Source organism: Streptomyces sp. NPDC031111 (genome assembly GCF_055570675.1).
The window spans coordinates 73,746-96,180 of sequence record NZ_JBVIGS010000016.1 but is presented as its reverse complement, the minus strand read 5'-3'; the positions used below and the strand labels follow the sequence as shown (position 1 = coordinate 96,180).

Sequence of the window (22,435 nt, the reverse complement as noted above, 5' to 3'; positions counted from 1 at the left end):
TCACGGCAACACCCGGCCGGTCGGCGGCTATTCCGGGACGGGCCGCCGGACCGAGCGCCGGGTCCGGGCGCCGACGTCCCGGTGCCTTCACTCCCTCTCGATCAGGAACACCTGATCGCCACCGCCCCGTTCCGCGCAGCGCTCCACCACGGCCGCCGCGCCCGCCTCCTCGGCGCCCCCGCGGATGCCCACGCACAGCCCGTCGTCCTGGGCCGACCGCAGCCGCCACCCGTCCGTGCCGTCGGCCCGCTCGATGCGGAACCACTGGGCGGCTCCGCCCGCCCGGCAGTCGTTCCAGGGTTCGAGCGTGCCCTTGAACGCGCCGTCGTCCAGGACGGTGAGGCAGCCCTCGCCCTCGTCCGGGTGATGGAACAGGATCTGGTACAGGCCGTCGTCCGCCCGTTGGAGACCCGTCCGCGGCGGCACGGCCTGCGCGCACGGCCGCTGCGCCGCGACCACCTTGGACTCGTCGGTGCCCGCCGCGCGGATCTCCCCGTCGGTCAGGCACAGTTCGGGTGCGCGCGCCGGACGGACGCGTGAGAAGCCGGCGGCCGGGCCGGGGGCGACCGTCGGCTTCGTCGCCTCACCACCGGTGGGTTTCCCGTCGTCCTCCGGCAGCAGCACCACCGCGCCGATGGCGAGCAGCGCGACCGTGCCGAGGGAGGCCACCGCGGCGGTCAGGGCGGTCCTGCCGCGACCGGTGCCCGTCGGCTCCTGCGGTCGGCCGGGAGGGTCCTCTTCCCGGTCCTCGCCGTCGGCCGGGGGAACCTCTCCGGCCGCCAGGCGCTCCCTGGCCGCCAGCCACTCCGGTACGTCCCGCTCGGCACCGCACGCCCGGACCAGCGCCGCGACCAGATCCGCGCGCGGCAGCGCGTCCCGCCGCAGGACGTCCGCCAGGGTGCTGCGGGCCAGTACGTCGTCGCGCTCGGCGGCGCGCCGCTCCAGCTGACGGTAGGTCAGTCCGCTGTCTTCCTTGAGCTTCCGCAGCAGCGCGACGTACTCGGACGCCGTCCGCGCATCCGTGGGGTCCACGCCCCCCGAGACCACCATGCGCTCATTCTCGCCACACCCATCACAGGGGGCAAACCGCGGACGGCGGATATCGGACACCCCGACGGCACTGCCGGGACAGGCCGTTGACCAGCCCGGACAGGGCCGGTCCGTCCCGGACACGGCAAACCGTTGCCGGGCAGGATCCGCCCGCCAAGACTCTGGTGCTGCCGCCGCACACCGGGCCCACGGGGGTGGACCGGACATGCCGCGGCCTCTCGACACCCATCCGGACGGAAGGAACCGTTCCCATGCCGACGCACGGTCTGCGCACCCGTATCGCCCCTCTCGTCGTCGCCACCGCCCTCGCCGGCGGCCTGGTCGCCACCACGACCGCGGCCGCCCCGGACGCCCGACGGCATCATCAACGGCTACGTCATCAAGCTGTCCGACAAGAAGTGCGGTAAGGGCACCAAGCGCACGGAACTGTTCGTGCACAGCGAGATGAAGCCGAACGGCAAGCAGGGCACCATCGAGTCCGAGCGCTGGGACGGCACCCGCGACTACTACTCCAACGGCTGTATCAAGCTGAAGCCGTCCGACATCAAGGACCTCTTCGAAGACGCTGTACGTCGTCAAGTAGGTCGCGCGGGAGCGACGGAGAGCCGGCGGCAGTCAGGGCCCGCGCGTCAGCGCGGGCCCTCCACCACCGCGAACCTCGCCCCCTCCGGATCCGCCACCGTGGCGACGCGGCCGTGGCCGCCGTCGTGCGGCGGGGTGAGGAGCCGGCCGCCCAGGCGGAGGACCCGGTCCACCGTGTCGTCGGTGTCGGCGACGGTGAAGTACGTCGTCCAGTGCGGGCCCCGGTCCCGGGAAAGCGCCCTTCCCACGCCGTGCACGTCCGCCACGGGACGGCCGTCCAGGCGCAGGGTGACGTGGTCGAGGTCGGTGGAGACCGCCCGCTCCTCGTCGTAACCGAACACGGTCTCGTAGAACTTGGCGACATTGGTCGTCTCGAACGTCGTCAGCTCGTTCCAGGCGGGGGTGCCGGGCACACCGGTGACGGCCGTGCCGGGGCGCGCCGCCGCGTGCCAGATGCCGAAGACGGCACCGCAGGGGTCGGAGGCGACCGCCAGCCGGCCGGCGTCGGCGGCGTCCAGCGGGCCCACCCCGATGGTGCCGCCGCACGACCGCACCACGTCCGCCGTCACGTCGACGTCGTCCGAGGCGAAATAGGGCGTCCAGGCGATGGGCAGATCACGGTCCGGCGGCAGCACGCCGATGCCCGCCACCTCCTGCCCGTCGATCAGGGCACGTACGTACGGACCGGGTTGCTGGGGACCGGGGCTGAACTCCCAGCCGAACAGGGCCCCGTAGAACTCCTCGGTCGCGTCCAGGCCGTGCACCATGAGGCTCACCCAGCAGGGTGTGCCGGGTGTGTGCCGTGCGGGCGCCTCGCCGTTCGGGCGGGCGTTGCCCCGTGCGTCGGTCATCGTCACTCTCCATCCGGCCGCCGCGCGGTGGCCGTGCTCTGCTCGACCCGGCGGGGGCGCATCGCGTGCGATCCGCGGGCGATCCCCGTGCCGATCGGGGCGCCGGCCGCGGTCCGTGCCGGTGCACGTTCCCGCGCGGGCCTTGTTCCCGGAGGATGCCTGATGCGCGGGTCGTCGTTCCCTTCGGCGCGCTTACCGACGGGTGTCGATCGGCTGTACAGCATGTGCCCGATCCGGTACGCCTTGTGATCGGGACCGTCCGGCCGAGCACAGTAGCCGGACGTGGACGACTCGGCCACCCCGTGCGCGAGGATGGTGGCCATGAACGCCATCATTTCCGCATCCGAACTCGCGAGCGCGTCGGCGGGCGCCAACCCGCCGGTGCTGCTCGACGTCCGCTGGCAGCTCAGCATGGCCACGGCGACCGGTGAGCCGCCGTTCGACGGACGGGCCGCGTACGAGGCCGGGCACCTTCCCGGTGCCGTCTTCGTCGACCTGGACCGGGAGCTGGCGTCCGCTCCGGGCGGGCACGGCCGCCATCCGCTGCCTGACCTCGAGGTGTTCGGCGCCGCGATGCGGCGGGCGGGCGTGTCGTCCCGGACGCCGGTGGTCGTGTACGACGGCGGCCTGGGCTGGGGCGCCGCCCGCGCGTGGTGGCTGCTGCGCTGGACGGGTCACCCGGACGTGCGGGTCCTGGACGGCGGGTTGCCGTCCTGGGAGGGGCCGTTGGAGACGGCGGTGCCGGCACCGGCCGAGGGCGACTTCGTACCGGAGCCGGGGGCGGCCGGGCTGCTCGACGCCGACGGCGCGGCGGCGCTGGCGCGCTCGGGGGTGCTGCTGGACGCCCGCGCGGGGGAGCGGTACCGCGGTGAGGTGGAGCCGATCGACCGGGTCGGCGGGCACATCCCGGGCGCGGTCTCGGCGCCCACCACGGAGAACGTCGGCGCCGACGGCCGTTTCCGGCCCGCCGACGAACTGAGCGCCCGGTTCAAGGAACTGGGCGTGTCGCAGAGCTCACCGGTCGGTGTGTACTGCGGCTCGGGGGTCTCCGGCGCGCACGAGGTGCTGGCGCTGGCGGTCGCCGGCATCCCGGCGGCGCTGTACGTGGGTTCCTGGTCGGAGTGGTCGTCCGACCCGGAGCGGCCGGTCGCGGTGGGGCCGGACCCGCAGTAGACCGCTTCCGAAGTGGACGAAGGGGCGCTCGCCGTATGGCGGGCGCCCCTCGTGTCACGTCAACCGGCCGCAGGAGCGGACCGTCCGAACGGACTACTCCTGCTTCTTCCGGCGCGTCCCGAACACGATCTCGTCCCAGCTCGGCACCGCCGCGCGGCGCCCCGGACGGACGCCGTCCGCCTCGGCCTGACGGTCGGTCGAGCCGATGAGGCGGTCCCGGTGGCTGCTGACGGAACGCGGCATGAGGACGTCCGCGTAGGCGGAACCGGCCGAGGCCGCGGGGGCCGGCGGCTCCTCCGCCTCGGGCTCGGGATCCGGCTCCTCGGCCGCGGGCTCGGGCGTGCGCTCGGGGACCACCAGGTCGCCCCGGAAGCTCGGCACCGCCTCCAGCAGGCTGGTCAGCGAGTCCCGTTCGCCGGACGCCGTGGCCGCCGTCGACTCCTCGGGCGGCTCGGAGGCCTGGGCGGGCAGGCTGGGCCGGTCGCGGTCGCCGGTACGGTCGAGCGGGCGGTCGCGCGGCAGCCGGGCGATGCGCGGCACGAACGGGAAACTGGGCTCGGGCGCGGCGAGGTCGTCGGACTCGCCGATCAGCGAGCGCGCCTCCTCGTCGACGGCCTGGACGAGCCGCCGGGGCGGGTCGTACGTCCAGCTCGCCGAGTGCGGTTCGCCCGCGACCCGGTAGACCAGCAGCACCTCCCAGGTGCCGTCGTCGCGGCGCCAGGAGTCCCACTGGACGGTGTCCTTCTCGGCACCGCGCAGCAGCAGCCGCTCCTGCACGGCCTCGCCGAGCGGGGGACCGGAGTTCTCACCGGGACGGCGGACCGGGGTCTTGCGGGCCCGCTCGGCCATGAACGCGCGCTCGGCGAGGACGGGGCCCTCGAAGCGGCGTACGCGGTCCACGGGGATGCCGGCCATCTGGGCGACCTCTTCCGCGGTCGCGCCGGCTCGTATACGCGCCTGGATGTCGCGGGGGCGGAGATGGCTCTCCACCTCGATCTCGATCTGGCCGAGGCGGGGACGGTCGCCGCGCACGGCGGCGCGGAGCCGTTCGTCGATCGGAAGCGTGTACTCCGTGCTGTCCGCAGCCTTCAGCACAAGCCGTGTGCCGTCATTCGAGACGGCCACGACACGCAGTTCGGGCATGGGGACCTCCCGGGTGGTGCCTGCCGACGTCACGTGCGTCGCTGCTTCCGCTAGTCGAGTGTGGCCTGCCCGGGTGCAGCCTGCCACAACCTTGCCGAGTTGCCCGGCGTGTCGGGCACGGGCCCTGGATCGCCGTTATGGCACGGTTACCTATTCGCAACGCTAAGTGACCAACCGCGTCACCTTGTGCAACTAGCCCCCTCCCGGCGGTCCTCAAAGGTCCCGAGCACCCTGACGGGAGACCGGACCCAGGGCTCGCAACAGTACTCCATTTGGGCCACGTGCGTGGATTGGCGCGCCGCCCAACTTCTGGCAAGGGGTGGGACTTGGCCGTGGTTACCCGATTTTCTCGATCTTGAACGTGGGGAACTTCACGCAATCGCCGGAAACGGAACGAATCCTCTACGCCCCCAGAACTCGGCGCAAGTAGTCGTTCCGGAAACGGCGTTCGGGGTCGAGCCGGTCCCGGAGTGCCGTGAACTCCTCGAAGTGCGGATACACCCGTGAGAAGTACTCGGCGTCCCGCGTGTGGATCTTCCCCCAATGGGGTCGCCCCTCGTGCGCGGTGAAGATGCGCTCGGCCGCGGTGAAATACCCCTGATAGGGGGTCCCCTTGAACATGTGGACGGCGATGTACGCGGTGTCGCGGCCGGACGCGGTGGACAGCGTGATGTCGTCGGCGGGTGCGGTGCGCACCTCGACCGGGAAGCTGACCCGCAGCGGGGAGCGGTCGACCATGGCTTTGAGTTCCCGCAGCGTCTCCACGAGCGCCTCGCGTGGAACGGCGTACTCCATTTCCACGAAGCGCACCCGTCGCGGCGAGGTGAACACCTTGTAGGGAATGTCGGTGTAGGTCCGCGCGGAGAGCGCGGTGCTGGAGATCCGGGCGATGGCCGGAATGGCCGCCGGGGCCGCGCGTCCGACCCAGTTGGCCGCCTGGAAGACCCCGTTGGAGAGGAACTCGTCCTCGAACCAGCCCCTGAGCCGCGGCACCGGCCGCTCCGGGCCCGCGCTGCGGTTGTTCCGTTTGGTGTTGGTGTTGCCGGTGTGCGGGAACCAGTAGAACTCGAAGTGCTCGTTCTCGGCGTGCAGTTGATCGAATTCCCGGCAGACCCGGTCGAAGGGCATGGGTTCCTCGCGGGCCGTGAGCAGGAAGACCGGCTCCACGGCGAAGGTGATCGCGGTGACGATGCCGAGGGCGCCGAGCCCGATCCGGGCGGCGGCGAAGACCTCCGGGTTCTCCTTCTCGGAGCAGGTGAGCACCGAACCGTCGGCGGTGACCAGCTCCAGGCCCCGGATCTGGGCGGCGATGGAGGCGGAGTCGCGCCCCGTGCCGTGGGTGCCGGTGCTGGTGGCCCCGGAGACCGTCTGCTCCATGATGTCGCCCATGTTGGCCAGCGACAGACCCTCCCGCGCGAGGGCCACGTTGAGCCTCTTGAGCGGGGTGCCGGCCTCCACCGTGACCGTGCCGGCCGCACGGTCGATGTCCCGTATGCCCGTCAGCAGCTGAGGGCGCACCAGCAGACCGTCGGTGGCGGCTATGGACGTGAAGGAGTGCCCCGTGCCGACCGCCTTCACCGGCATGCCGTCCTCGGCCGCGCGGCGCACGGCGGCGACCAGCTCGTCGACGGAGGCGGGCGCGACCTCCCGCGCGGGACGGACGGAGACGGTGCCGCCCCAGTTACGCCATGTGCCGTTCCTCGCGCTCGCTGTGCTGCCCAACGGAGCCTCCCCGACCCGGAGCCGGCCGCTTGAGCCGGCGGTACCCGAGGAACCCGACCGCGACCGCGACGGCCCCGGAGACCGCCGGAACCCCGTACCCGGCACGCGCCCCGGCCGCGTCGATCACCCAGCCGGCCGCGGAGGAGCCGGTCGCGACCCCGACCGCGAGCCCGGTGCTCACCCAGGTCATGCCCTCGGTGAGCTGCGCGCGTGGTACGTGCTGTTCGATGAGGGACATCGTCGTGATCATCGTGGGAGCGATGGACAGACCCGCAACGAACAGCGCCACGGCCAGGAACGGCAGGTTCCCGACCAGTAGGAGTGGGATCATACTCACGGCCATGGCGCAAACGCCCAGGAGCCAACGACGTTCCGGCGCCCCCGCGAAGTGCAGCAGCCCGAACACGACGCCCGCCACACAGGAGCCCAGCGCGTACACCGCGAGCACCACGCTCGCGGCGGCCTTGTGCCCCTCCTCCTCGGCGAAGGCCACGGTGACCACGTCCACGGCGCCGAAGATCGCCCCCGTCGCCACGAACGTCGCGACCAGGACCTGGAGGCCCGGGGCGCGCAGCGCGGTGCCACCGCCCCGGTGCTCACGCGGATGCGGCTCGGGCTCGGTGGCGCGCTGCGCGGTCAGCCAGAAGACCCCGGCCGCCAGGAAGCAGGCCGCGAGCAGCGGGCCGGCCTCGGGGAACCAGGCCGTGGAGAGCCCGATGGAGATGATCGGTCCGAAGATGAAGCACATCTCGTCCACCACGGACTCGAACGAGTACGCGGTGTGCAGCTTCGGGGTGCCCCGGTACAGGGCGGCCCAGCGGGCCCGGATCATCGAGCCGACGCTCGGCACACAGCCGATGCCGGCGCAGGCGACGAACAGCACCCAGTCCGGCCAGCGGTAGTGCGCGGCGAACAGCAGCACCGCCGCGGCGGTGAGCGACACCAGCGTCGCGGGGCGCAGCACCCGCCGCTGCCCGTACTGGTCCACCAGACGGGAGACCTGGGGGCCCGCCAGGGCGGCGGCCAGCGCGATGGTCGCGGACAGGGCGCCGGCCAGCCCGTAGCGCCCGGTGAGCTGGGAGATCATCGTCACCACGCCGATGCCCATCATGGACAGCGGCATCCGGCCGAGGAACCCCGCGGCGGAGAAGGCCTTGCTGCCGGGGGCGGCGAACAGGGCGCGGTAGGGGCTGGGCACGGGATCTCCGAAGGGTTCAGTAAGGTGCGACCGCAGTCAATAGAGCTTACCGGCGAGGTCACCCGGTTGCACCGGCGATTCACCGGGAGGGCACCGGCGGTGAGCGCGGCGCGGCCGTGACACCCCCGCCGTGCCCCGGCCGCCGGTCGCGGGTGGCAGGATCGGGGCATGCCTGACGTGCTCGATGCCAGTCCCTACGACGCCCTGCTCCTGCTCTCTTTCGGCGGTCCCGAAGGCCCGGACGACGTGGTCCCGTTCCTGGAGAACGTGACGCGCGGGCGCGGCATCCCGACGGAACGCCTCAAGGAAGTCGGGCAGCACTACTTCCTCTTCGGCGGGGTCAGCCCCATCAACGACCAGAACCGTGCCCTGCTGGACGCGCTGCGCAAGGACTTCACCGAGCACGGCCTGGACCTCCCGGTCTACTGGGGCAACCGCAACTGGGCGCCCTACCTCACCGACACCCTGCGCGAGATGGTCCGGGACGGCCGCCGCCGTATCGCCGTGCTGGCCACCAGCGCCTACGCCTCGTACTCCGGCTGCCGCCAGTACCGCGAGAACCTCGCCGACGCCCTCGCCACCCTGAAGCAGGAGGGCCTGGAGCTGCCGAGGGTCGACAAGCTGCGGCACTACTTCAACCACCCCGGCTTCGTCGAGCCCATGATCGACGGTGTGGTGGAGTCGCTCGCCGACCTCCCCGAGGACGTCCGGGACGGCGCCCACATCGCCTTCTGCACCCACTCGATCCCCACCTCCGCCGCCGACACCTCCGGCCCGGCCGAGGAGCACGGCGACGGCGGCGCGTACGTCCGGCAGCACCTGGACGTGGCCCGGCTGATCGCCGACGCGGTCCGCGAGCGCACCGGCGTGGACCACCCCTGGCAGCTCGTCTACCAGTCCCGCTCCGGCGCCCCGCACATCCCGTGGCTCGAGCCCGACATCTGCGACCACCTCGAGGAGCGGCACGCGGCCGGGGTCCCGGCCGTGGTCATGGCCCCCATCGGCTTCGTCTCCGACCACATGGAGGTCATCTACGACCTCGACACCGAGGCCGAGGCCAAGGCGGAGGAGCTGGGCCTGCCGGTGCGCCGCTCGGCGACCGTCGGCGCCGACCCGAGGTTCGCGGCCGCGATCCGTGAGCTGATCGTCGAACGCGCGACCGCCGAACGCGGGCAGGACGTCACGCCGTGCGCCCTGGGCGCGCTCGGCGCGAGCCACAACCTCTGCCCGGTGGGCTGCTGCCCGGCCCGTGCCCCGCGTCCCGCCGCCGCGGGCGCCGACAGCCCCTACGCATGAGGAGCCCCGTGACCGACCCCCTGCACGCGGAACTGCTGGATCTCGCCCGGGAGGCCGCCCGCCGCGCGGGCGAGCTGCTCCGGGACGGCCGCCCGGCCGACCTCGCGGTCGCCGCGACCAAGTCCAGCCCGATCGACGTCGTCACCGAGATGGACATCGCGGCCGAGAAGCTGATCACCACGCTGATCGCCGAGCGCCGCCCGGAGGACGGCTTCCTCGGCGAGGAGGGCGCCTCCACCCCGGGCAGCAGCGGCATCCGCTGGGTGATCGACCCGCTCGACGGCACGGTCAACTATCTGTACGGCCTGCCCACCTGGGCCGTCTCCATCGCCGCCGAGCAGGACGGCGAGACCGTGGCCGGGGCCGTGGTGGCGCCCATGCGCGGCGAGGCGTACCACGCGGTGCGCGGCGGCGGCGCGTGGGCCACCGGTGCCTGGGAGGGCGAGCGCGAGCTGACCTGCCGTCCCTCGCCGCCGCTGGACCAGGCCCTGGTGTCGACCGGTTTCAACTACGTCGCCGAGGTCCGCACCCACCAGGCCGACGTGGCGCGGCGCCTGATCCCCCAGCTGCGGGACATCCGGCGCGGCGGCTCGGCCGCGGTCGACCTGTGCGACCTCGCCGCCGGCCGGCTCGACGGCTACTACGAGCGCGGGCTGCACCCCTGGGACCTCGCCGCCGGCGACCTGATCGCCCGCGAGGCGGGCGCGCTGACCGGTGGCCGCCCCGGAGACCGCCCGTCCTGGGACCTCACGGTGGCGGCCACCCCGGGCGTCTTCGAGCCGCTCCAGCGCCTCCTGGAGGCCTACGGCGCCTGGCACGACTGACCGGACTGTTCGTTCGCCTCCGGGGCGCCTCGGCCGGTGCCGAGGGCGCGACAGTGCTCGACCCTCCGGGGCCTCCGCGCGGCCGCACCCTCGACACCGGCGTGCCCCTGCGGCTCCCTCACGGCCGACGCCTTGCGACAGTGGAGCTTGGACGGCCCTCGCCCGGCACGGGCGGGAAACAGACACGAACGGGCCCCGGCGCTGGATTCGCCGGGGCCCGTTCGTGCGAGCTGATCAGACGCTGTGCGCGCCTACCTCCACGCCGTGTTCTGCGGCGAGGCGGCGCAGGTCGTCGAGTTCGCCCTGTTCCACGTCGACGAGGAAGTCGTCGCCCTCGTCGCGGGCACGCGACAGATCGGACTCGGTCGCCTTTATGCGCTGCAGAAGTCCTGCGGTGAATGCGTCCATGCTGCGCCCCCTCGTCCTGGGTCGGTGGGTCGGTGGCACGGGGGTGTGCCGTTCGGAAGGGACGATCACGTCCGGAGCGGATGCCCAGCGCCGCTCGGCCGAACGGCGACGGTGCCGGACATCCAGGCCCGCTCTGCGGAAGCGGACTGCGTGGCACCGCATGGTGGTGCGGTACATGCAGAGCGTGATCGCGGGATGTAAAACCCGTCCTCCCCAAGCTCCCTTCCGTGGAAACCTAACCGCACGAGAAAATCTCGTATTCCCACCCCGTTCGCCCGGACGTTCCCCCGTCCCGGACCCGTCGGCCACCGTGCGTTCCCCCCGCCTTACAGCCGACTTACGGCCGAAAAGGGCAGGATGGAGGCAACACACCCACACGTACCCCTGCCCGAGTGCGCCCTGAGGCGCGGTCCGACCAAGGGCGGGACATCAGGAAGGACAAGCGACGTGCGCGTACTCGTCGTCGAGGACGAGCAGCTGCTCGCCGATGCGGTGGCCACCGGACTGCGCCGGGAGGCCATGGCCGTCGACGTCGTGTACGACGGTGCGGCCGCCCTGGAGCGCATCGGCGTCAACGACTACGACGTGGTCGTCCTCGACCGCGACCTCCCGCTCGTGCACGGCGACGACGTCTGCCGCAAGATCGTCGAGCTCGGCATGCCCACGCGCGTGCTGATGCTCACGGCGTCCGGCGACGTCAGCGACCGTGTCGAGGGCCTGGAGATCGGCGCCGACGACTATCTGCCCAAGCCCTTCGCGTTCAGCGAGCTCATCGCCCGCGTGCGCGCCCTGGGACGGCGTACGAGCGTCCCGCTGCCGCCCGTTCTGGAGCGCGCCGGGATCAAGCTCGACCCCAACCGCCGCGAGGTCTTCCGCGACGGCAAGGAGGTCCAGCTCGCGCCGAAGGAGTTCGCCGTCCTGGAGGTGCTCATGCGCAGCGAGGGCGCGGTCGTCTCCGCTGAGCAGCTGCTGGAGAAGGCCTGGGACGAGAACACGGACCCGTTCACCAACGTGGTGCGGGTGACCGTGATGACCCTGCGCCGCAAGCTGGGGGAGCCGCCGGTCATCGTGACCGTGCCCGGCTCCGGATACCGGATCTGATGGACGATGGCTGCCACACCCGCGCCCCCCACGGCGCCCCCCAAGCCCACCTGGGACCCCAGGAAGGCGGACCCGCCCTTCCCCTGGCTGCGTCCGACCATCCGCATACGCCTCACGCTGCTGTACGGCGGCATGTTCCTGATCGCCGGGATCCTGCTGCTGTCGATCATCTATCTGCTGGCCGCCCAGGCGCTCCATGACGGCGGCAGCGGTCAGTCCTTCCAGGTGACCGGCAGCAACATCGACATCACCAGCGAGACCTGTCCGCAGCTGGACAGCGCGACCACCAACGGCCAGCTCAACGACGCGCTGAAGCAGTGCAACGCCACCCAGCGCCAGCACGCGCTGGACGATCTGCTCAGCCGCTCCCTGGGCGCGCTCCTCGGTCTCGCGATCATCGCCTTCGCCTTCGGCTACGCCATGGCCGGCCGGGTCCTGTCGCCGCTGGGCCGGATCACCCGCACCGCCCGCGCGGTGGCCGGCTCGGACCTGTCCCGCCGGATCGAGCTGGACGGCCCGGACGACGAGCTCAAGGAGCTGGCCGACACCTTCGACGACATGCTGGAGCGGCTCCAGCGGGCGTTCACCGCCCAGCAGCGCTTCGTGGGTAACGCCTCGCACGAGCTGCGCACCCCGCTGGCGATCAACCGCACCCTCCTGGAGGTGCATCTCTCCGATCCCCACGCCCCGGTGGAGCTCCAGCAGCTGGGCAAGACGCTGCTGTCCACCAACGAGCGCAGCGAGCAGCTCGTGGAGGGCCTGCTGCTGCTCGCCCGCAGCGACAACCAGATCGTCGAACGCAAGCCCGTGGACCTCGCCGAGGTCGCCACCCAGGCCATCGACCAGGTGCGGGGCGAGGCGGAGGCCAAGGGCGTGGAGATCCGCGGCGCACGCAAGCCGGCGGTCGTCCAGGGCAACGGCGTACTGCTGGAGCGGATCGCGCTGAACCTGGTGCAGAACGCCGTGCGGTACAACGTGCCCGAGGAGGGCTGGGTCGAGGTCACCACCGAGGTGGAGCACGGCCAGGCGGTCCTGGTGGTGTCCAACACGGGCCCGGTGGTGCCGGCGTACGAGATCGACAACCTCTTCGAGCCGTTCCGGCGGCTGCGCACCGAGCGCACCGGCAGTGACAAGGGCGTCGGGCTCGGTCTCTCCATCGTGCGGTCCGTCGCGCGGGCGCACGGCGGGCACATCTACGCACAGCCGCGCGAAGGGGGAGGGCTCGTGATGCGCGTCACCCTGCCGATCTGAGATCATGCCCCGGACACAACGGGGTGTTCGCTTTGAGCGGAATTTCCGGGGCATCTCTCCGGTATCCCCGTGTGTGATCGATCACAAGGGCGATTTCCCGGCCATCCACTCTCAGTGATCATGCATGCCGGTGAAAGGTCCGGAAAGTCCCGGTTTTCAGGGGCCCTGATCACGGGAAGTACACGGTGAGGCGCCTTTGAAGTGCGGCGTTCGGACCGTGTACGGTCCCCATCGCCATCCAAGCCGATCACTCATGAGGAGTCCGGTTGGGTGTCGATTGAGTAACAGACCTTGATGTGAGGCAAAATCTCCGCCTCAGGTCGGGCACAAGTCCGGCCTCTCACGCGTTACGTGCGCTGGAGACACCGCATACACCCAGAGGGGGAGAGCGACTATGGCAACCGACTACGACACTCCACGCAAGACCGACGACGACGTCGACTCGGACAGCCTCGAAGAGCTGAAGGCCCGGCGGAACGACAAGTCGGCCTCGGCCGTGGACGTCGACGAGTTCGAGGCCGCAGAGGGCCTCGAACTGCCCGGGGCGGACCTCTCGAACGAGGAGCTGGCCGTCCGGGTCCTGCCGAAGCAGCAGGACGAGTTCACCTGCATGAGCTGCTTCCTGGTGCACCACCGCAGCCAGCTGGCCCGCGAGAAGAACGGCCAGCCGATCTGCCGCGACTGCGACTGAGGCGGGGTCGGCCGTGACTGGCTCGACCCCTCCTCGGAAGCGCCGCTTCTTCACCGGGGGAGCGGACCAAGGGCCCCAGGAGGGCCCGCAGCACGACACGCGTGACCCAGAGCGAGGCTCAACCGGTACCGGGGCGGCCTCGCTCGAACCGGCAGCCGGCCGGGGTGACCTCCCGGTGTCCCTGGAGGTCACCGCGCCCGTGGCGCGCCGGCGGACCGCCGTGTTCCGTGAGAAGGCCCGGGAAGGCGCCCGCAAGGGCGGTGCCCGCGCCCGCGCGGGACTGGCGCACCTCGCGGACCGGATCATCGAGATCGCCCCGCGTGTGCCCGTACGGGACCTCGAGACCCTGCGTCGGCAGTTCCCCGGGCTCGGCCCCGAGGAGCTCGCCGACAAGCTGGTGGCGGGCGCCGCGAAGGCCACGGCGACCGTCGGGGCCGGAGTCGGCGCGGCGGCGATGATGCCCGTACCGCCCGCGATGCCGACGGAACTGGCCGCCGAGATCACCGGCGTCGCCGCGATCGAGCTGAAGCTGATCGCGGAGCTCCACGAGGTCTACGGCGTACGGCCGCCCGGCGGCCTGACCCAGCGCAGCACCGTGTACCTGAACTCCTGGTCGGAGGAGCGCGGTGTCGAGGCCACCAAGCCCTCGACCGTGAGCGCGGCCCTGAACAGCCACATGAAGCGCGAGCTGCGCCAGCGGATCATGAAGCGGACGGTCCGCAACCTGCCGAACCTGATGCCGTTCATGGTCGGGGCCGCCGTGGGCGCCGTCATGAACCGTCGCGACACCAGAAAGCTCGCCGCCCGTATCCGGGACGACCTGCGCAGAATCCAGGTGCCCTGGGACGCGCTGCCGGCGCTGCCCGCCCTGGAGCGCCCCGAGGACGCCCTGCCGGAGGACGCCCTCAAGGAGCTCGGCGGCCACCGTGACCGGCACCAGGCGCTCTGAAGGCCACTTCCCGGGCCGTGCGGCCGTGACTACCGCAGCCACGCGCCCGGTCCTTGCCCGGACACCCTTCCTGAGGCGAGGGAGTAGACGTCCGGCCGCCCCCGCCGCCCCTTCCCGTCCCATCCCTGGGGGCTGCGCCCCCAGACCCCCTCTTTCGGCCCTTCGGGCCTCGTCCTCAAACGCCGGACGGGCTGAGTCGGACCGGCGCTACGCGTCCTTCGCCGCCCTCAGCGCCTGCGCCAGCCGCTCCGGCTCGCGCGTCGACAGGAAGACGTAGGGCGTGGGGTCCGCCGGGTCCGTGACGTCCACGCGCAGCGCGCCGGGGACGTAGGCCCGCAGCAGCATGAAGGAGCGCGGGTCGGCCTTGTGGGTGCGCCAGGCGCGGGCCTCCTCGGCGTCCAGGATCTCCGCCTCGCCCAGCGCCGACACCGGGATCTTCGCCTCGCCCGCGATCAGATGACCGCCCACGACCCGGATGCGCACCGAGCCGTACGAGCTGGCCACGACCGCCGCCGCGGCGGTGCCGCCGGCCAGGCCGCCGAGCATCGGCAGCGTGCCGAACGGCAGCAGGATCAGCGCCAGCGAGACCCCCACCAGGAAGGAGAGCAGCCACCAGGAGCGGGGCGCGGTGAGGCGTTCTTCGTACGGGGTGGCGGAGAGCTGCATGAATCCAAGCTTGGCACGGTGTCCGGAGAGTGCTCACGCGCGGGTAAGGTCTGCGGCTGTGAGTGGTACTTCCGCAGCTCTTCAGCCCCCGGCCGACGCCGTGCAACCGGTGCGCCACCCCGACGCCCCCGCGCCCGGTGAGCTTCTGGGCGCCCACTACGGCCAGTGCTTCGGCTGTGGCGGCGAACAGCCCCACGGGCTGCACCTGGAGGCCCGCGCCGGTGAAGGCGTGTCGATCACCGCCGAGTTCACCGTGCAGGCCGCCCACCAGGGCGCCCCGGGACTCGCGCACGGCGGGGTGCTCGCCACCGCCCTGGACGAGACGCTCGGCTCGCTCAACTGGCTGCTGCGCACGATCGCGGTGACCGGGAGGCTGGAGACCGACTTCGTCCGGCCCGTGCCGGTCGGCACCGTGCTGCACCTGGAGGCCGAGGTGACGGCCGTGTCCGGACGGAAGATCTACTGCACCGCCACCGGACGCATCGGCGGCCCCGAGGGGCCGGTCGCGGTCCGCGCCGACGCCCTCTTCATCGAGGTCAAGGTCGACCACTTCATCGACCACGGCCGCGAGGAGGAGATCCGGGCCGCGATGAGCGACCCCGACCAGGTCCGTCGCGCCCGCGCCTTCGAGGTGAACCCGTGACCGGGCCCGGCCGCGGCGCACTCGAGGTGCTGATCAGGCGCGTCGACCCCGACGTACCGCTTCCGGCGTACGAGCACCCGGGTGACGCGGGGGCCGATCTGCGGACCACCGAGCCCTGCGAACTGGCTCCCGGCGAGCGGGCCGTACTGCCCACGGGGGTGTCTGTGGCCCTGCCCGATGGGTACGCGGCCTTCGTGCACCCGCGATCCGGCCTGGCCGCCCGCTGCGGCGTCGCCCTGGTGAATGCCCCGGGGACGGTTGATGCCGGGTACCGTGGGGAGATCAAGGTGATCGTGGTGAATCTCGATCCGCGCGAGACCGTGCGGTTCGAGCGCTTCGACCGGATTGCCCAACTGGTCGTCCAGCAGGTCGAGAGGGTCCGCTTCGTGTCGGTCGCGGAGCTTCCCGCCTCGGCCCGGGCCGAGGGGGGCTTCGGATCCACCGGCGGCCATGCCGCGGTGGTAGGTAAGAGCGGCACAAGCGTTCAGGCCGCCGAGGGCGGTACAGCGGGTGGGAATCGATACGCTTCGGTCGTATCCGACCGGGAAGGACAGTGACGTGTTCGGACGTCGCAAGAAGAAGGATGCCGCCGAGGGTGCGGCCGGCGAGGCCGAGCAGGTCGTCGACGGTGTCGACGCTGAGGCGGGCGAGGAGGCCGAGCGGCTGAGGCTCGAGCCGGCGCCGCGGCCCGACGGGCCCTGGGACAGCGCCGAGGTCGGCGAGCCCGGCGAGGGCCGGGTCGACCTGGGCGGTCTGTTCGTGCCCGGTGTCGACGGCATGGAGCTGCGGGTGGAGGTCGCGGGCGACGCGATCGTCGCGGCCACCGTCGTGCTGCGGGACAGCGCCATCCAGTTGCAGGCCTTCGCCGCGCCCAAGCGTGAGGGCATCTGGGGCGAGGTGCGCGAGGAGATCGCCTCCGGCATCACTCAGCAGGGCGGCATCATCGACGAGGTCGAGGGCCCGCTGGGCTGGGAGCTGCGGGCCCAGGTGCCGGTGCAGCTGCCGGACGGCACCGGCGGCTTCCAGGTCGTGCGGTTCGTCGGAGTGGACGGCCCCCGCTGGTTCCTGCGCGGGGTGATCTCGGGCCAGGGCGCGGTGCAGCCGGGGGCCGCCGGTCTCCTGGAGCAGATCTTCCGGGACACGGTCGTGGTGCGCGGCGAGGGTCCGATGGCCCCGCGCGACCCGATCGTCCTGAAGCTGCCGAACGACGCGCAGATGGTCCCCGAGAACGTGCAGCAGGAGGAGGGCGGCTCCCGCTTCGCCGGCGGCATGGGCCAGCTCCAGCGCGGACCGGAGATCACCGAGGTCCGCTGAGGACTCCGGCGAAAGCCGATTCCGAAAGGGCCGCGTCCCCCGGGGACGCGGCCCTTTCTCGTGCGCGGACCCTTGACGGCCTATTGGTCTGGACCTACCGTCTCGGGCCATGCGGCGTTCAAAAAGACGCCCACGGTTCACATACGAGAACGGACGGACCCCCCACATGTCGTCTGCACTCCCACGCCACCGACGCAGAGCCCGCACCGCGCTGTTCGCTCTCCTGACCACGGCGCTGGTCGGCGCCCTCGTACTCCACCCCGACGCCGAGCGCGCCGACGCCACGCCCACCGCCCCCGCCACCTTCGTCCACCCCGGAGTCACCGTCTCCAAGAGCCAGCTGGACTTCGCGCGGAGCAAGGTCAACGCCGGGGCCCAGCCCTGGAGGACCGCCTTCGACCGGATGACGGCGAGCAAGTACGCCGACCCGAACCGCACCCCCAAGCCCCGCGCGGTGGTCGAGTGCGGCTTGTACTCCAACCCCAACCTCGGCTGCACCGACGAGCGCGAGGACGCGATCGCCGCCTACACCAACGCCCTGGCCTGGTACATCACCCGCGAAGAGCGCTACGCGCGCAAGTCCATCGAGCTGATGGACGCCTGGTCCGCCGTGATCCGGGACCACACCAACAGCAACGCGCCCCTCCAGACCGGCTGGGCCGGCTCCTCCTGGTCCAAGGCCGCCGAGATCATCAAGCACACCTACACCGGCGGCTGGGCCGACTCGGGCCGCTTCGCCACCATGCTCCGGAACGTCCACCTGCCCGAGATCATCAACGGCTCGAACTCCAACGGGAACTGGGAGCTGACGATGATGGAGGCAGCCGTCGGCATCTCCGTCTTCCTCGAGGACCGCGCCTCCTACGACAAGGCCATGGCGAAGTTCCGCACCCGCACCGCCGCCTACGTCTACCTGGAGTCCGACGGCGCCCTGCCGAGGACCGTGCCGAGCCAGAACCTCGACACCCGAGACAAGATCGTCAAGTACTGGCAGAACCAGTCCACCTTCGTCACCGGCCTCACCCAGGAGACCTGCCGCGACCTCACCCACACCGGCTACGGCATCTCCTCGATCTCACACATCGCCGAGACCAGCCGCATCCAGGGCCAGGACCTGTACGGCACCGACGTCGGCGAGCGGCTGCGGCACGCCCTCGGCTTCCAGGCGAAGTACGAGCAGGGCGCGTCCGTCCCCGGCTGGCTGTGCGGCGGCTCCCTGCACCTCGGCCTCGGCCCGGTCACCGAGGTCGGCTACAACGCCCTGCACAACCGTCTCGGCTTCGCCATGACCAACACCCAGGCACTGACCGAACGCACCCGCCCCTCCGGCACCAACAACCTCTTCGTCGCCTGGGAGACCCTCACCCACGGAGACAACCCGGCCTGACCGTTGATCGACCGGGCGTCGGACGGGGATACTGGCGCCCGGTTCACGGGGGAGGGCGGTCCGGATGAGTCAGGTGGTCACCGAGACCATGGTGCGCGTCGAGGACGTGCACAAGTCGTACGGCACCGGAGCCGCCGCGGTGCACGCGCTGCGCGGTGTCTCCTTCGAGGTCCCGCGCGGCGAACTCGTCGCCCTCAAGGGCCGCTCCGGGTCCGGCAAGACCACCCTCCTCAACATCGTCGGCGGCCTCGACACCCCCGACCGGGGGCGGGTCCACGTCGACGGACGCGACCTGGCCGGCCTCGACGAGAACGGGCTGCTCGCCCTGCGCCGGGACCACGTCGGTTTCGTCTTCCAGTCCTTCGGCCTCATCCCGATCCTCACCGCCGCCGAGAACGTCGGGGTCCCGCTGCGGCTGCGCCGCGCCGACCCTCGCGAGCGCGAGGAGCGCGTCGAACTGCTCCTCTCCCTGGTCGGCCTCGCCGACCACGCGGCCCAGCGGCCCGGCGAACTGTCCGGCGGCCAGCAGCAGCGCGTCGCCATCGCCCGGGCCCTCGCCAACAGCCCCGCCCTGCTCATCGCCGACGAGCCGACCGGCCAGCTGGACGCCGAGACCGGGCACGCCGTGATGGAGCTGCTGCGCGCGGTCGTCCGCAGCGAGCACGTCACCGCCCTCGTCGCCACGCACGACGCCACCCTCCTCGACCTCGCGGACCGCGTCCTGGAACTGAGCGACGGCGAGATCACCGAGCACTGAACGCCGCAGGCCGGAGCGTCAGAGTTCCGTCAAGGACGGCCCGCGCACCCCGTCCGGCCCGCTCCCCCCGCGGACGACGGCCGTAGGGTCGAATCCGCGTGACAAGGGTGACCGGAAGACAATGAGGCCATGGGACGCGGCAAACTTCGGATCCACCTCGGTGCGGCACCGGGCGTCGGCAAGACGTACGCGATGCTCTCCGAGGCCCACCGTCGTGCCGAACGCGGCACCGACTGCGTGGTGGCCCTCGTCGAGCCGCACGGCCGGCCCAGAACCGAGGGCCTGCTGCGGGGACTGGAGCAGATCCCGCGCCGGGACGTCGAGTACCGCGGGACCGTCGTGCCCGAGATGGACCTCGACGCCGTCCTCGCCCGACACCCCGAGGTGGCCCTGGTCGACGAGCTCGCCCACACCAACGTCCCCGGCACGCGCAACGCCAAGCGGTGGCAGGACGTGGAGGAACTGCTCGCCGCCGGGATCGACGTGCTCTCGACCGTGAACATCCAGCACCTGGAGTCGCTGGGCGACGTCGTGGAGTCGATCACCGGCGTACGGGAGCGGGAGACCGTACCGGACGAGGTGGTGCGGCGGGCCGACCAGATCGAGCTGGTCGACATGACCCCCGAGGCGCTGCGCCGCCGTATGGCGCACGGCAACATCTACCAGCCGGACAAGGTCGACGCCGCTCTCTCCAACTACTTCCGTCCCGGCAACCTCACCGCGCTGCGCGAACTCGCGCTGCTGTGGGTGGCCGACCGCGTCGACGCCCACCTCCAGCGCTACCGCAGGGAGCACGAGGTCTCGGCCATATGGGGTTCGCGCGAGCGGATCGTCGTCGGCCTGACCGGCGGGCCCGAGGGCCGCACCCTGCTCCGGCGGGCGGCGCGGCTGGCCGAGAAGGGCGCCGGCGGTGAGCTGCTCGCCGTCTACATCTCCCGCAGCGACGGCCTCACCGCCGCCTCGCCCAAGGAGCTGGCCGAGCAGCGCACCCTCGCGGAGGACCTCGGCGGCACCTTCCACCACGTCGTCGGCGACGACATCCCCGCCGCCCTCCTCGATTTCGCGCGCGGGGCCAACGCCACCCAGATCGTCCTCGGCTCCTCGCGACGCCGGACGTGGCAGTACGTCTTCGGCCCCGGCGTCGGCGCGACCGTCGCGCGGGAGTCCGGACCCGACCTGGACGTGCACATCGTCACCCACGAGGAGGTCGCCAAGGGCCGCGGACTGCCCGGCGCCCGGGGCGCGCGGCTGGGGCGGTCCCGGCTGGTCTGGGGCTGGGCGGTCGGGCTGGCCGGCCCGGCGCTGGTGGCGCTGCTGCTCAGCACCGTGGACCTGGGCCTCGCCAACGACATGCTGCTGTTCCTGGCGCTGACGGTGGCGGCGGCCCTGCTCGGCGGGCTCTGGCCGGCCCTGGCCTCCGCCGCGGTCGGCTCACTGCTGCTGAACTACTTCTACACCCCGCCCCTGCACCGCTGGACCATCGCCGACCCCAAGAACATCGTCGCCATCGTGATCTTCGTCGCGGTGGGCGCGGCGGTCGCGTCCGTGGTCGACCTCGCGGCCCGGCGCACCCACCAGGCCGCCCGGCTGCGCGCCGAGTCCGAGATCCTCTCCTTCCTCGCCGGCAACGTACTGCGCGGCGAGACCGGCCTGGAGGACCTGCTGGAGCGGGTCCGTGAGACCTTCGGCATGGAGTCGGCCGCTCTCCTCGAACGCGCGGGCGACGTCGAACCGTGGACCTGCGCCGGCCGCGTGGGGCGCGGAGGCCCGGTCGAACGTCCCGAGGACGCGGACGTGGAGGTCCCGGTCGGCGACCACATGGCGCTGGCGCTCACCGGCCGGGTGCCGCCTGCCGAGGACCGCAGGGTGCTGGCGGCCTTCGCCGCGCAGGCCGCCGTCGTCCTGGACCGCCGCCGGCTGCGCGAGCAGGCCGACCGGGCCCTCGCCCTCGCCGAGGGCAACCGCATCCGCACCGCCCTGCTCGCCGCCGTCAGCCACGACCTGCGCACCCCGCTGGCCGGCATCAAGGCCGCCGTGTCCTCGCTGCGCTCCGAGGACGTCGAGTGGTCGCCGGAGGACCGGGCCGAACTGCTGGAGGGCATCGAGGACGGCGCCGACCGCCTGGACCACCTGGTGGGCAACCTGCTGGACATGTCCCGGCTGCACACCGGCACTGTCACCCCCCTGATCCGCGAGATCGACCTGGACGAGGTGGTGCCGATGGCGCTCGGCGGGGTGCCCGAGGGCAGCGTCGCCCTGGACGTCCCGGAGGCCCTGCCGATGGTCGCCGCGGACCCGGGGCTGCTGGAGCGGGCGATGGCCAACGTGATAGAGAACGCCGTCAAGTACAGCCCGCCCGGTCTGCCCGTCCTGGTCGCCGCCAGCGCTCTCGCCGACCGGGTCGAGGTACGGGTGGTGGACCGCGGCCCCGGTGTCCCCGACGAGGCGAAGGACCGTATCTTCGAACCCTTCCAGCGGCACGGTGACGCCCCGCGCGGGGCGGGCGTCGGCCTCGGCCTGGCGGTCGCCCGCGGTTTCGCCGAGGCCATGGGCGGCACCCTGAACGCCGAGGACACCCCCGGCGGCGGCCTCACCATGGCACTCACCCTCCGTGCCGCGGGAGCGCGGCCGGACACCCCGCAGGCCCCAGCGGCCGCAGAACCCGAAAGGCAGCCCTCATGACCCGTGTGCTGGTGGTCGACGACGACCCGGCCATCGTGCGCGCCCTCGTGATCAACCTCAAGGCACGCTCGTACGAGGTCGACTCCGCCCAGGACGGCGCCGGAGCCCTCCGTACGGCCGCCGCCCGCCACCCGGACGTCATCGTCCTCGACCTCGGCCTGCCCGACATGGACGGTGTCGAGGTGATCAGGGAGCTGCGCGGCTGGACCCGGGTGCCCGTCCTGGTGCTCTCCGCGCGGCACGCCTCCGACGAGAAGGTCCAGGCACTGGACGCGGGCGCCGACGACTACGTCACCAAGCCCTTCGGCATGGACGAACTGCTGGCCCGGCTGCGCGCCGCCGTACGCCGCGCGGAGCCCGTCGGGGACGAGGGGGACGTGGTGGTGGAGACCGCCGCGTTCACCGTCGATCTGGCCGCGAAGAAGGTCAACCGCGGTGGCAAGGACGTACGGCTGACACCCACCGAGTGGCATCTGCTGGAGGTGCTGGTGCGGGGCGGCGGCCGGCTGGTGGCGCAGAAGCAGCTGCTGCGGGAGGTGTGGGGGCCGTCGTACGGGACGGAGACCAACTATCTGCGCGTGTACATGGCGCAGCTGCGGCGGAAGCTGGAGGCGGATCCGTCACATCCGAAGCACCTGATCACCGAGCCCGGCATGGGGTACCGCTTCGAGAAGTGAAGGTCAGGGGCGCGGCCGCCGCGGTGGCCGCGCCGACGGCCGGGAGGGGCCCGTTCGGACCGGGGCAGCA

22 protein-coding genes are annotated in these 22,435 nt (G+C 72.2%); 15 read left to right on the top strand and 7 right to left on the bottom strand.

The features are described 5' to 3' along the window. Positions 1–87: 87 nt before the first annotated feature. Positions 88–1,050 carry a helix-turn-helix domain-containing protein gene (locus tag ACZ470_RS29000; RefSeq protein ID WP_468431928.1) on the bottom strand — a complete coding sequence of 321 codons (963 nt, stop codon included), beginning with the start codon at positions 1,048–1,050 and terminating at the stop codon, positions 88–90. A gap of 251 nt (positions 1,051–1,301) precedes the next feature. On the opposite strand from ACZ470_RS29000, the gene ACZ470_RS28995 reads away from it, so the two are divergent. Continuing rightward, positions 1,302–1,457, top strand: coding sequence for a hypothetical protein (locus ACZ470_RS28995; RefSeq protein ID WP_468431926.1), 156 nt, complete (start codon positions 1,302–1,304; stop codon positions 1,455–1,457). A gap of 222 nt (positions 1,458–1,679) precedes the next feature. Here the strand turns inward: ACZ470_RS28995 and ACZ470_RS28990 are convergent, their stop codons facing one another. Further along, a complete protein-coding gene (locus ACZ470_RS28990) occupies positions 1,680–2,483 on the bottom strand; it encodes a VOC family protein (protein ID WP_468431925.1) in 804 nt (267 codons plus the stop codon). Positions 2,484–2,804: 321 nt separating this feature from the next. On the opposite strand from ACZ470_RS28990, the gene ACZ470_RS28985 reads away from it, so the two are divergent. Then, entirely contained in the window at positions 2,805–3,656 is an 852-nt protein-coding gene (locus ACZ470_RS28985; RefSeq protein WP_468431923.1) for a sulfurtransferase, read from the top strand. A 93-nt stretch (positions 3,657–3,749) separates the two neighbouring features. Here the strand turns inward: ACZ470_RS28985 and sepH are convergent, their stop codons facing one another. The 3 genes from sepH to ACZ470_RS28970 all read right to left on the bottom strand — a co-directional run bounded on the left by sepH (position 3,750) and on the right by ACZ470_RS28970 (position 7,719). After that, positions 3,750–4,799 carry a septation protein SepH gene (gene sepH / locus ACZ470_RS28980; protein WP_468431922.1) on the bottom strand — a complete coding sequence of 350 codons (1,050 nt, stop codon included), beginning with the start codon at positions 4,797–4,799 and terminating at the stop codon, positions 3,750–3,752. A gap of 402 nt (positions 4,800–5,201) precedes the next feature. Continuing rightward, positions 5,202–6,521, bottom strand: a complete 1,320-nt coding sequence (locus tag ACZ470_RS28975) for a D-arabinono-1,4-lactone oxidase (protein WP_468431921.1) — start codon at positions 6,519–6,521, stop codon at positions 5,202–5,204. Continuing rightward, a complete protein-coding gene (locus tag ACZ470_RS28970) occupies positions 6,481–7,719 on the bottom strand; it encodes an MFS transporter (RefSeq protein ID WP_468431919.1) in 1,239 nt (412 codons plus the stop codon). The genes ACZ470_RS28975 and ACZ470_RS28970 overlap by 41 nt, the downstream gene beginning before the upstream one ends. 168 nt (positions 7,720–7,887) lie before the next feature. Here ACZ470_RS28970 and ACZ470_RS28965 point away from each other — a divergent pair, with 168 nt between their 5' ends. Together ACZ470_RS28965 and ACZ470_RS28960 are read left to right on the top strand one after the other, a co-directional pair. After that, a complete protein-coding gene (locus ACZ470_RS28965; RefSeq protein ID WP_468431918.1) occupies positions 7,888–9,015 on the top strand; it encodes a ferrochelatase in 1,128 nt (375 codons plus the stop codon). A gap of 8 nt (positions 9,016–9,023) precedes the next feature. Next, the gene (locus ACZ470_RS28960) at positions 9,024–9,839 is read left to right on the top strand and encodes an inositol monophosphatase family protein (RefSeq protein WP_468431917.1); all 816 of its coding nucleotides are present in this window, start codon (positions 9,024–9,026) and stop codon (positions 9,837–9,839) included. A 234-nt stretch (positions 9,840–10,073) separates the two neighbouring features. Here ACZ470_RS28960 and ACZ470_RS28955 read toward each other — a convergent pair whose 3' ends face one another. Next, complete coding sequence (locus tag ACZ470_RS28955; RefSeq protein ID WP_199204876.1) at positions 10,074–10,247, bottom strand: hypothetical protein; 174 nt, start codon at positions 10,245–10,247, stop codon at positions 10,074–10,076. Positions 10,248–10,694: 447 nt separating this feature from the next. Between ACZ470_RS28955 and ACZ470_RS28950 the strand changes: the two genes are divergently transcribed. From ACZ470_RS28950 to ACZ470_RS28935, 4 genes are all read left to right on the top strand, one after another. After that, on the top strand, positions 10,695–11,348 hold the full coding sequence (locus ACZ470_RS28950; protein WP_003993508.1) for a response regulator transcription factor: 654 nt from the start codon (positions 10,695–10,697) through the stop codon (positions 11,346–11,348). A gap of 6 nt (positions 11,349–11,354) precedes the next feature. Continuing rightward, positions 11,355–12,599, top strand: a complete 1,245-nt coding sequence (locus tag ACZ470_RS28945; RefSeq protein WP_468431915.1) for a sensor histidine kinase — start codon at positions 11,355–11,357, stop codon at positions 12,597–12,599. Positions 12,600–12,993: 394 nt separating this feature from the next. After that, positions 12,994–13,290 (top strand): DUF4193 domain-containing protein, encoded by a 297-nt coding sequence (locus ACZ470_RS28940; RefSeq protein WP_003993510.1) that lies wholly within the window; start codon positions 12,994–12,996, stop codon positions 13,288–13,290. A 13-nt stretch (positions 13,291–13,303) separates the two neighbouring features. Then, positions 13,304–14,239, top strand: a complete 936-nt coding sequence (locus tag ACZ470_RS28935; protein WP_468431914.1) for a hypothetical protein — start codon at positions 13,304–13,306, stop codon at positions 14,237–14,239. Between the two features lie 207 nt (positions 14,240–14,446). On the opposite strand, the gene ACZ470_RS28930 is transcribed toward ACZ470_RS28935, so the two are convergent. After that, entirely contained in the window at positions 14,447–14,905 is a 459-nt protein-coding gene (locus ACZ470_RS28930; RefSeq protein ID WP_468431912.1) for a DUF3093 domain-containing protein, read from the bottom strand. Positions 14,906–14,963: 58 nt separating this feature from the next. Here ACZ470_RS28930 and ACZ470_RS28925 point away from each other — a divergent pair, with 58 nt between their 5' ends. The 7 genes from ACZ470_RS28925 to ACZ470_RS28895 all read left to right on the top strand — a co-directional run bounded on the left by ACZ470_RS28925 (position 14,964) and on the right by ACZ470_RS28895 (position 22,365). Further along, on the top strand, positions 14,964–15,548 hold the full coding sequence (locus ACZ470_RS28925; RefSeq protein WP_468431910.1) for a PaaI family thioesterase: 585 nt from the start codon (positions 14,964–14,966) through the stop codon (positions 15,546–15,548). Then, positions 15,545–16,105 (top strand): dUTP diphosphatase, encoded by a 561-nt coding sequence (gene dut, locus ACZ470_RS28920; protein WP_468431908.1) that lies wholly within the window; start codon positions 15,545–15,547, stop codon positions 16,103–16,105. Before ACZ470_RS28925 ends, dut begins: the two co-directional genes overlap by 4 nt. Before the next feature lies 1 nt (position 16,106). Next, positions 16,107–16,862 carry a DUF3710 domain-containing protein gene (locus ACZ470_RS28915; protein ID WP_468431907.1) on the top strand — a complete coding sequence of 252 codons (756 nt, stop codon included), beginning with the start codon at positions 16,107–16,109 and terminating at the stop codon, positions 16,860–16,862. A 166-nt stretch (positions 16,863–17,028) separates the two neighbouring features. Continuing rightward, on the top strand, positions 17,029–18,249 hold the full coding sequence (locus ACZ470_RS28910) for an alginate lyase family protein (RefSeq protein WP_468431906.1): 1,221 nt from the start codon (positions 17,029–17,031) through the stop codon (positions 18,247–18,249). A 64-nt stretch (positions 18,250–18,313) separates the two neighbouring features. Then, positions 18,314–19,006, top strand: a complete 693-nt coding sequence (locus tag ACZ470_RS28905) for an ABC transporter ATP-binding protein (protein WP_468431904.1) — start codon at positions 18,314–18,316, stop codon at positions 19,004–19,006. A 129-nt stretch (positions 19,007–19,135) separates the two neighbouring features. Next, the gene (locus ACZ470_RS28900) at positions 19,136–21,688 is read left to right on the top strand and encodes a sensor histidine kinase (protein ID WP_468431903.1); all 2,553 of its coding nucleotides are present in this window, start codon (positions 19,136–19,138) and stop codon (positions 21,686–21,688) included. Further along, on the top strand, positions 21,685–22,365 hold the full coding sequence (locus ACZ470_RS28895) for a response regulator (protein ID WP_468431902.1): 681 nt from the start codon (positions 21,685–21,687) through the stop codon (positions 22,363–22,365). Before ACZ470_RS28900 ends, ACZ470_RS28895 begins: the two co-directional genes overlap by 4 nt. Positions 22,366–22,435: the final 70 nt, after the last annotated feature.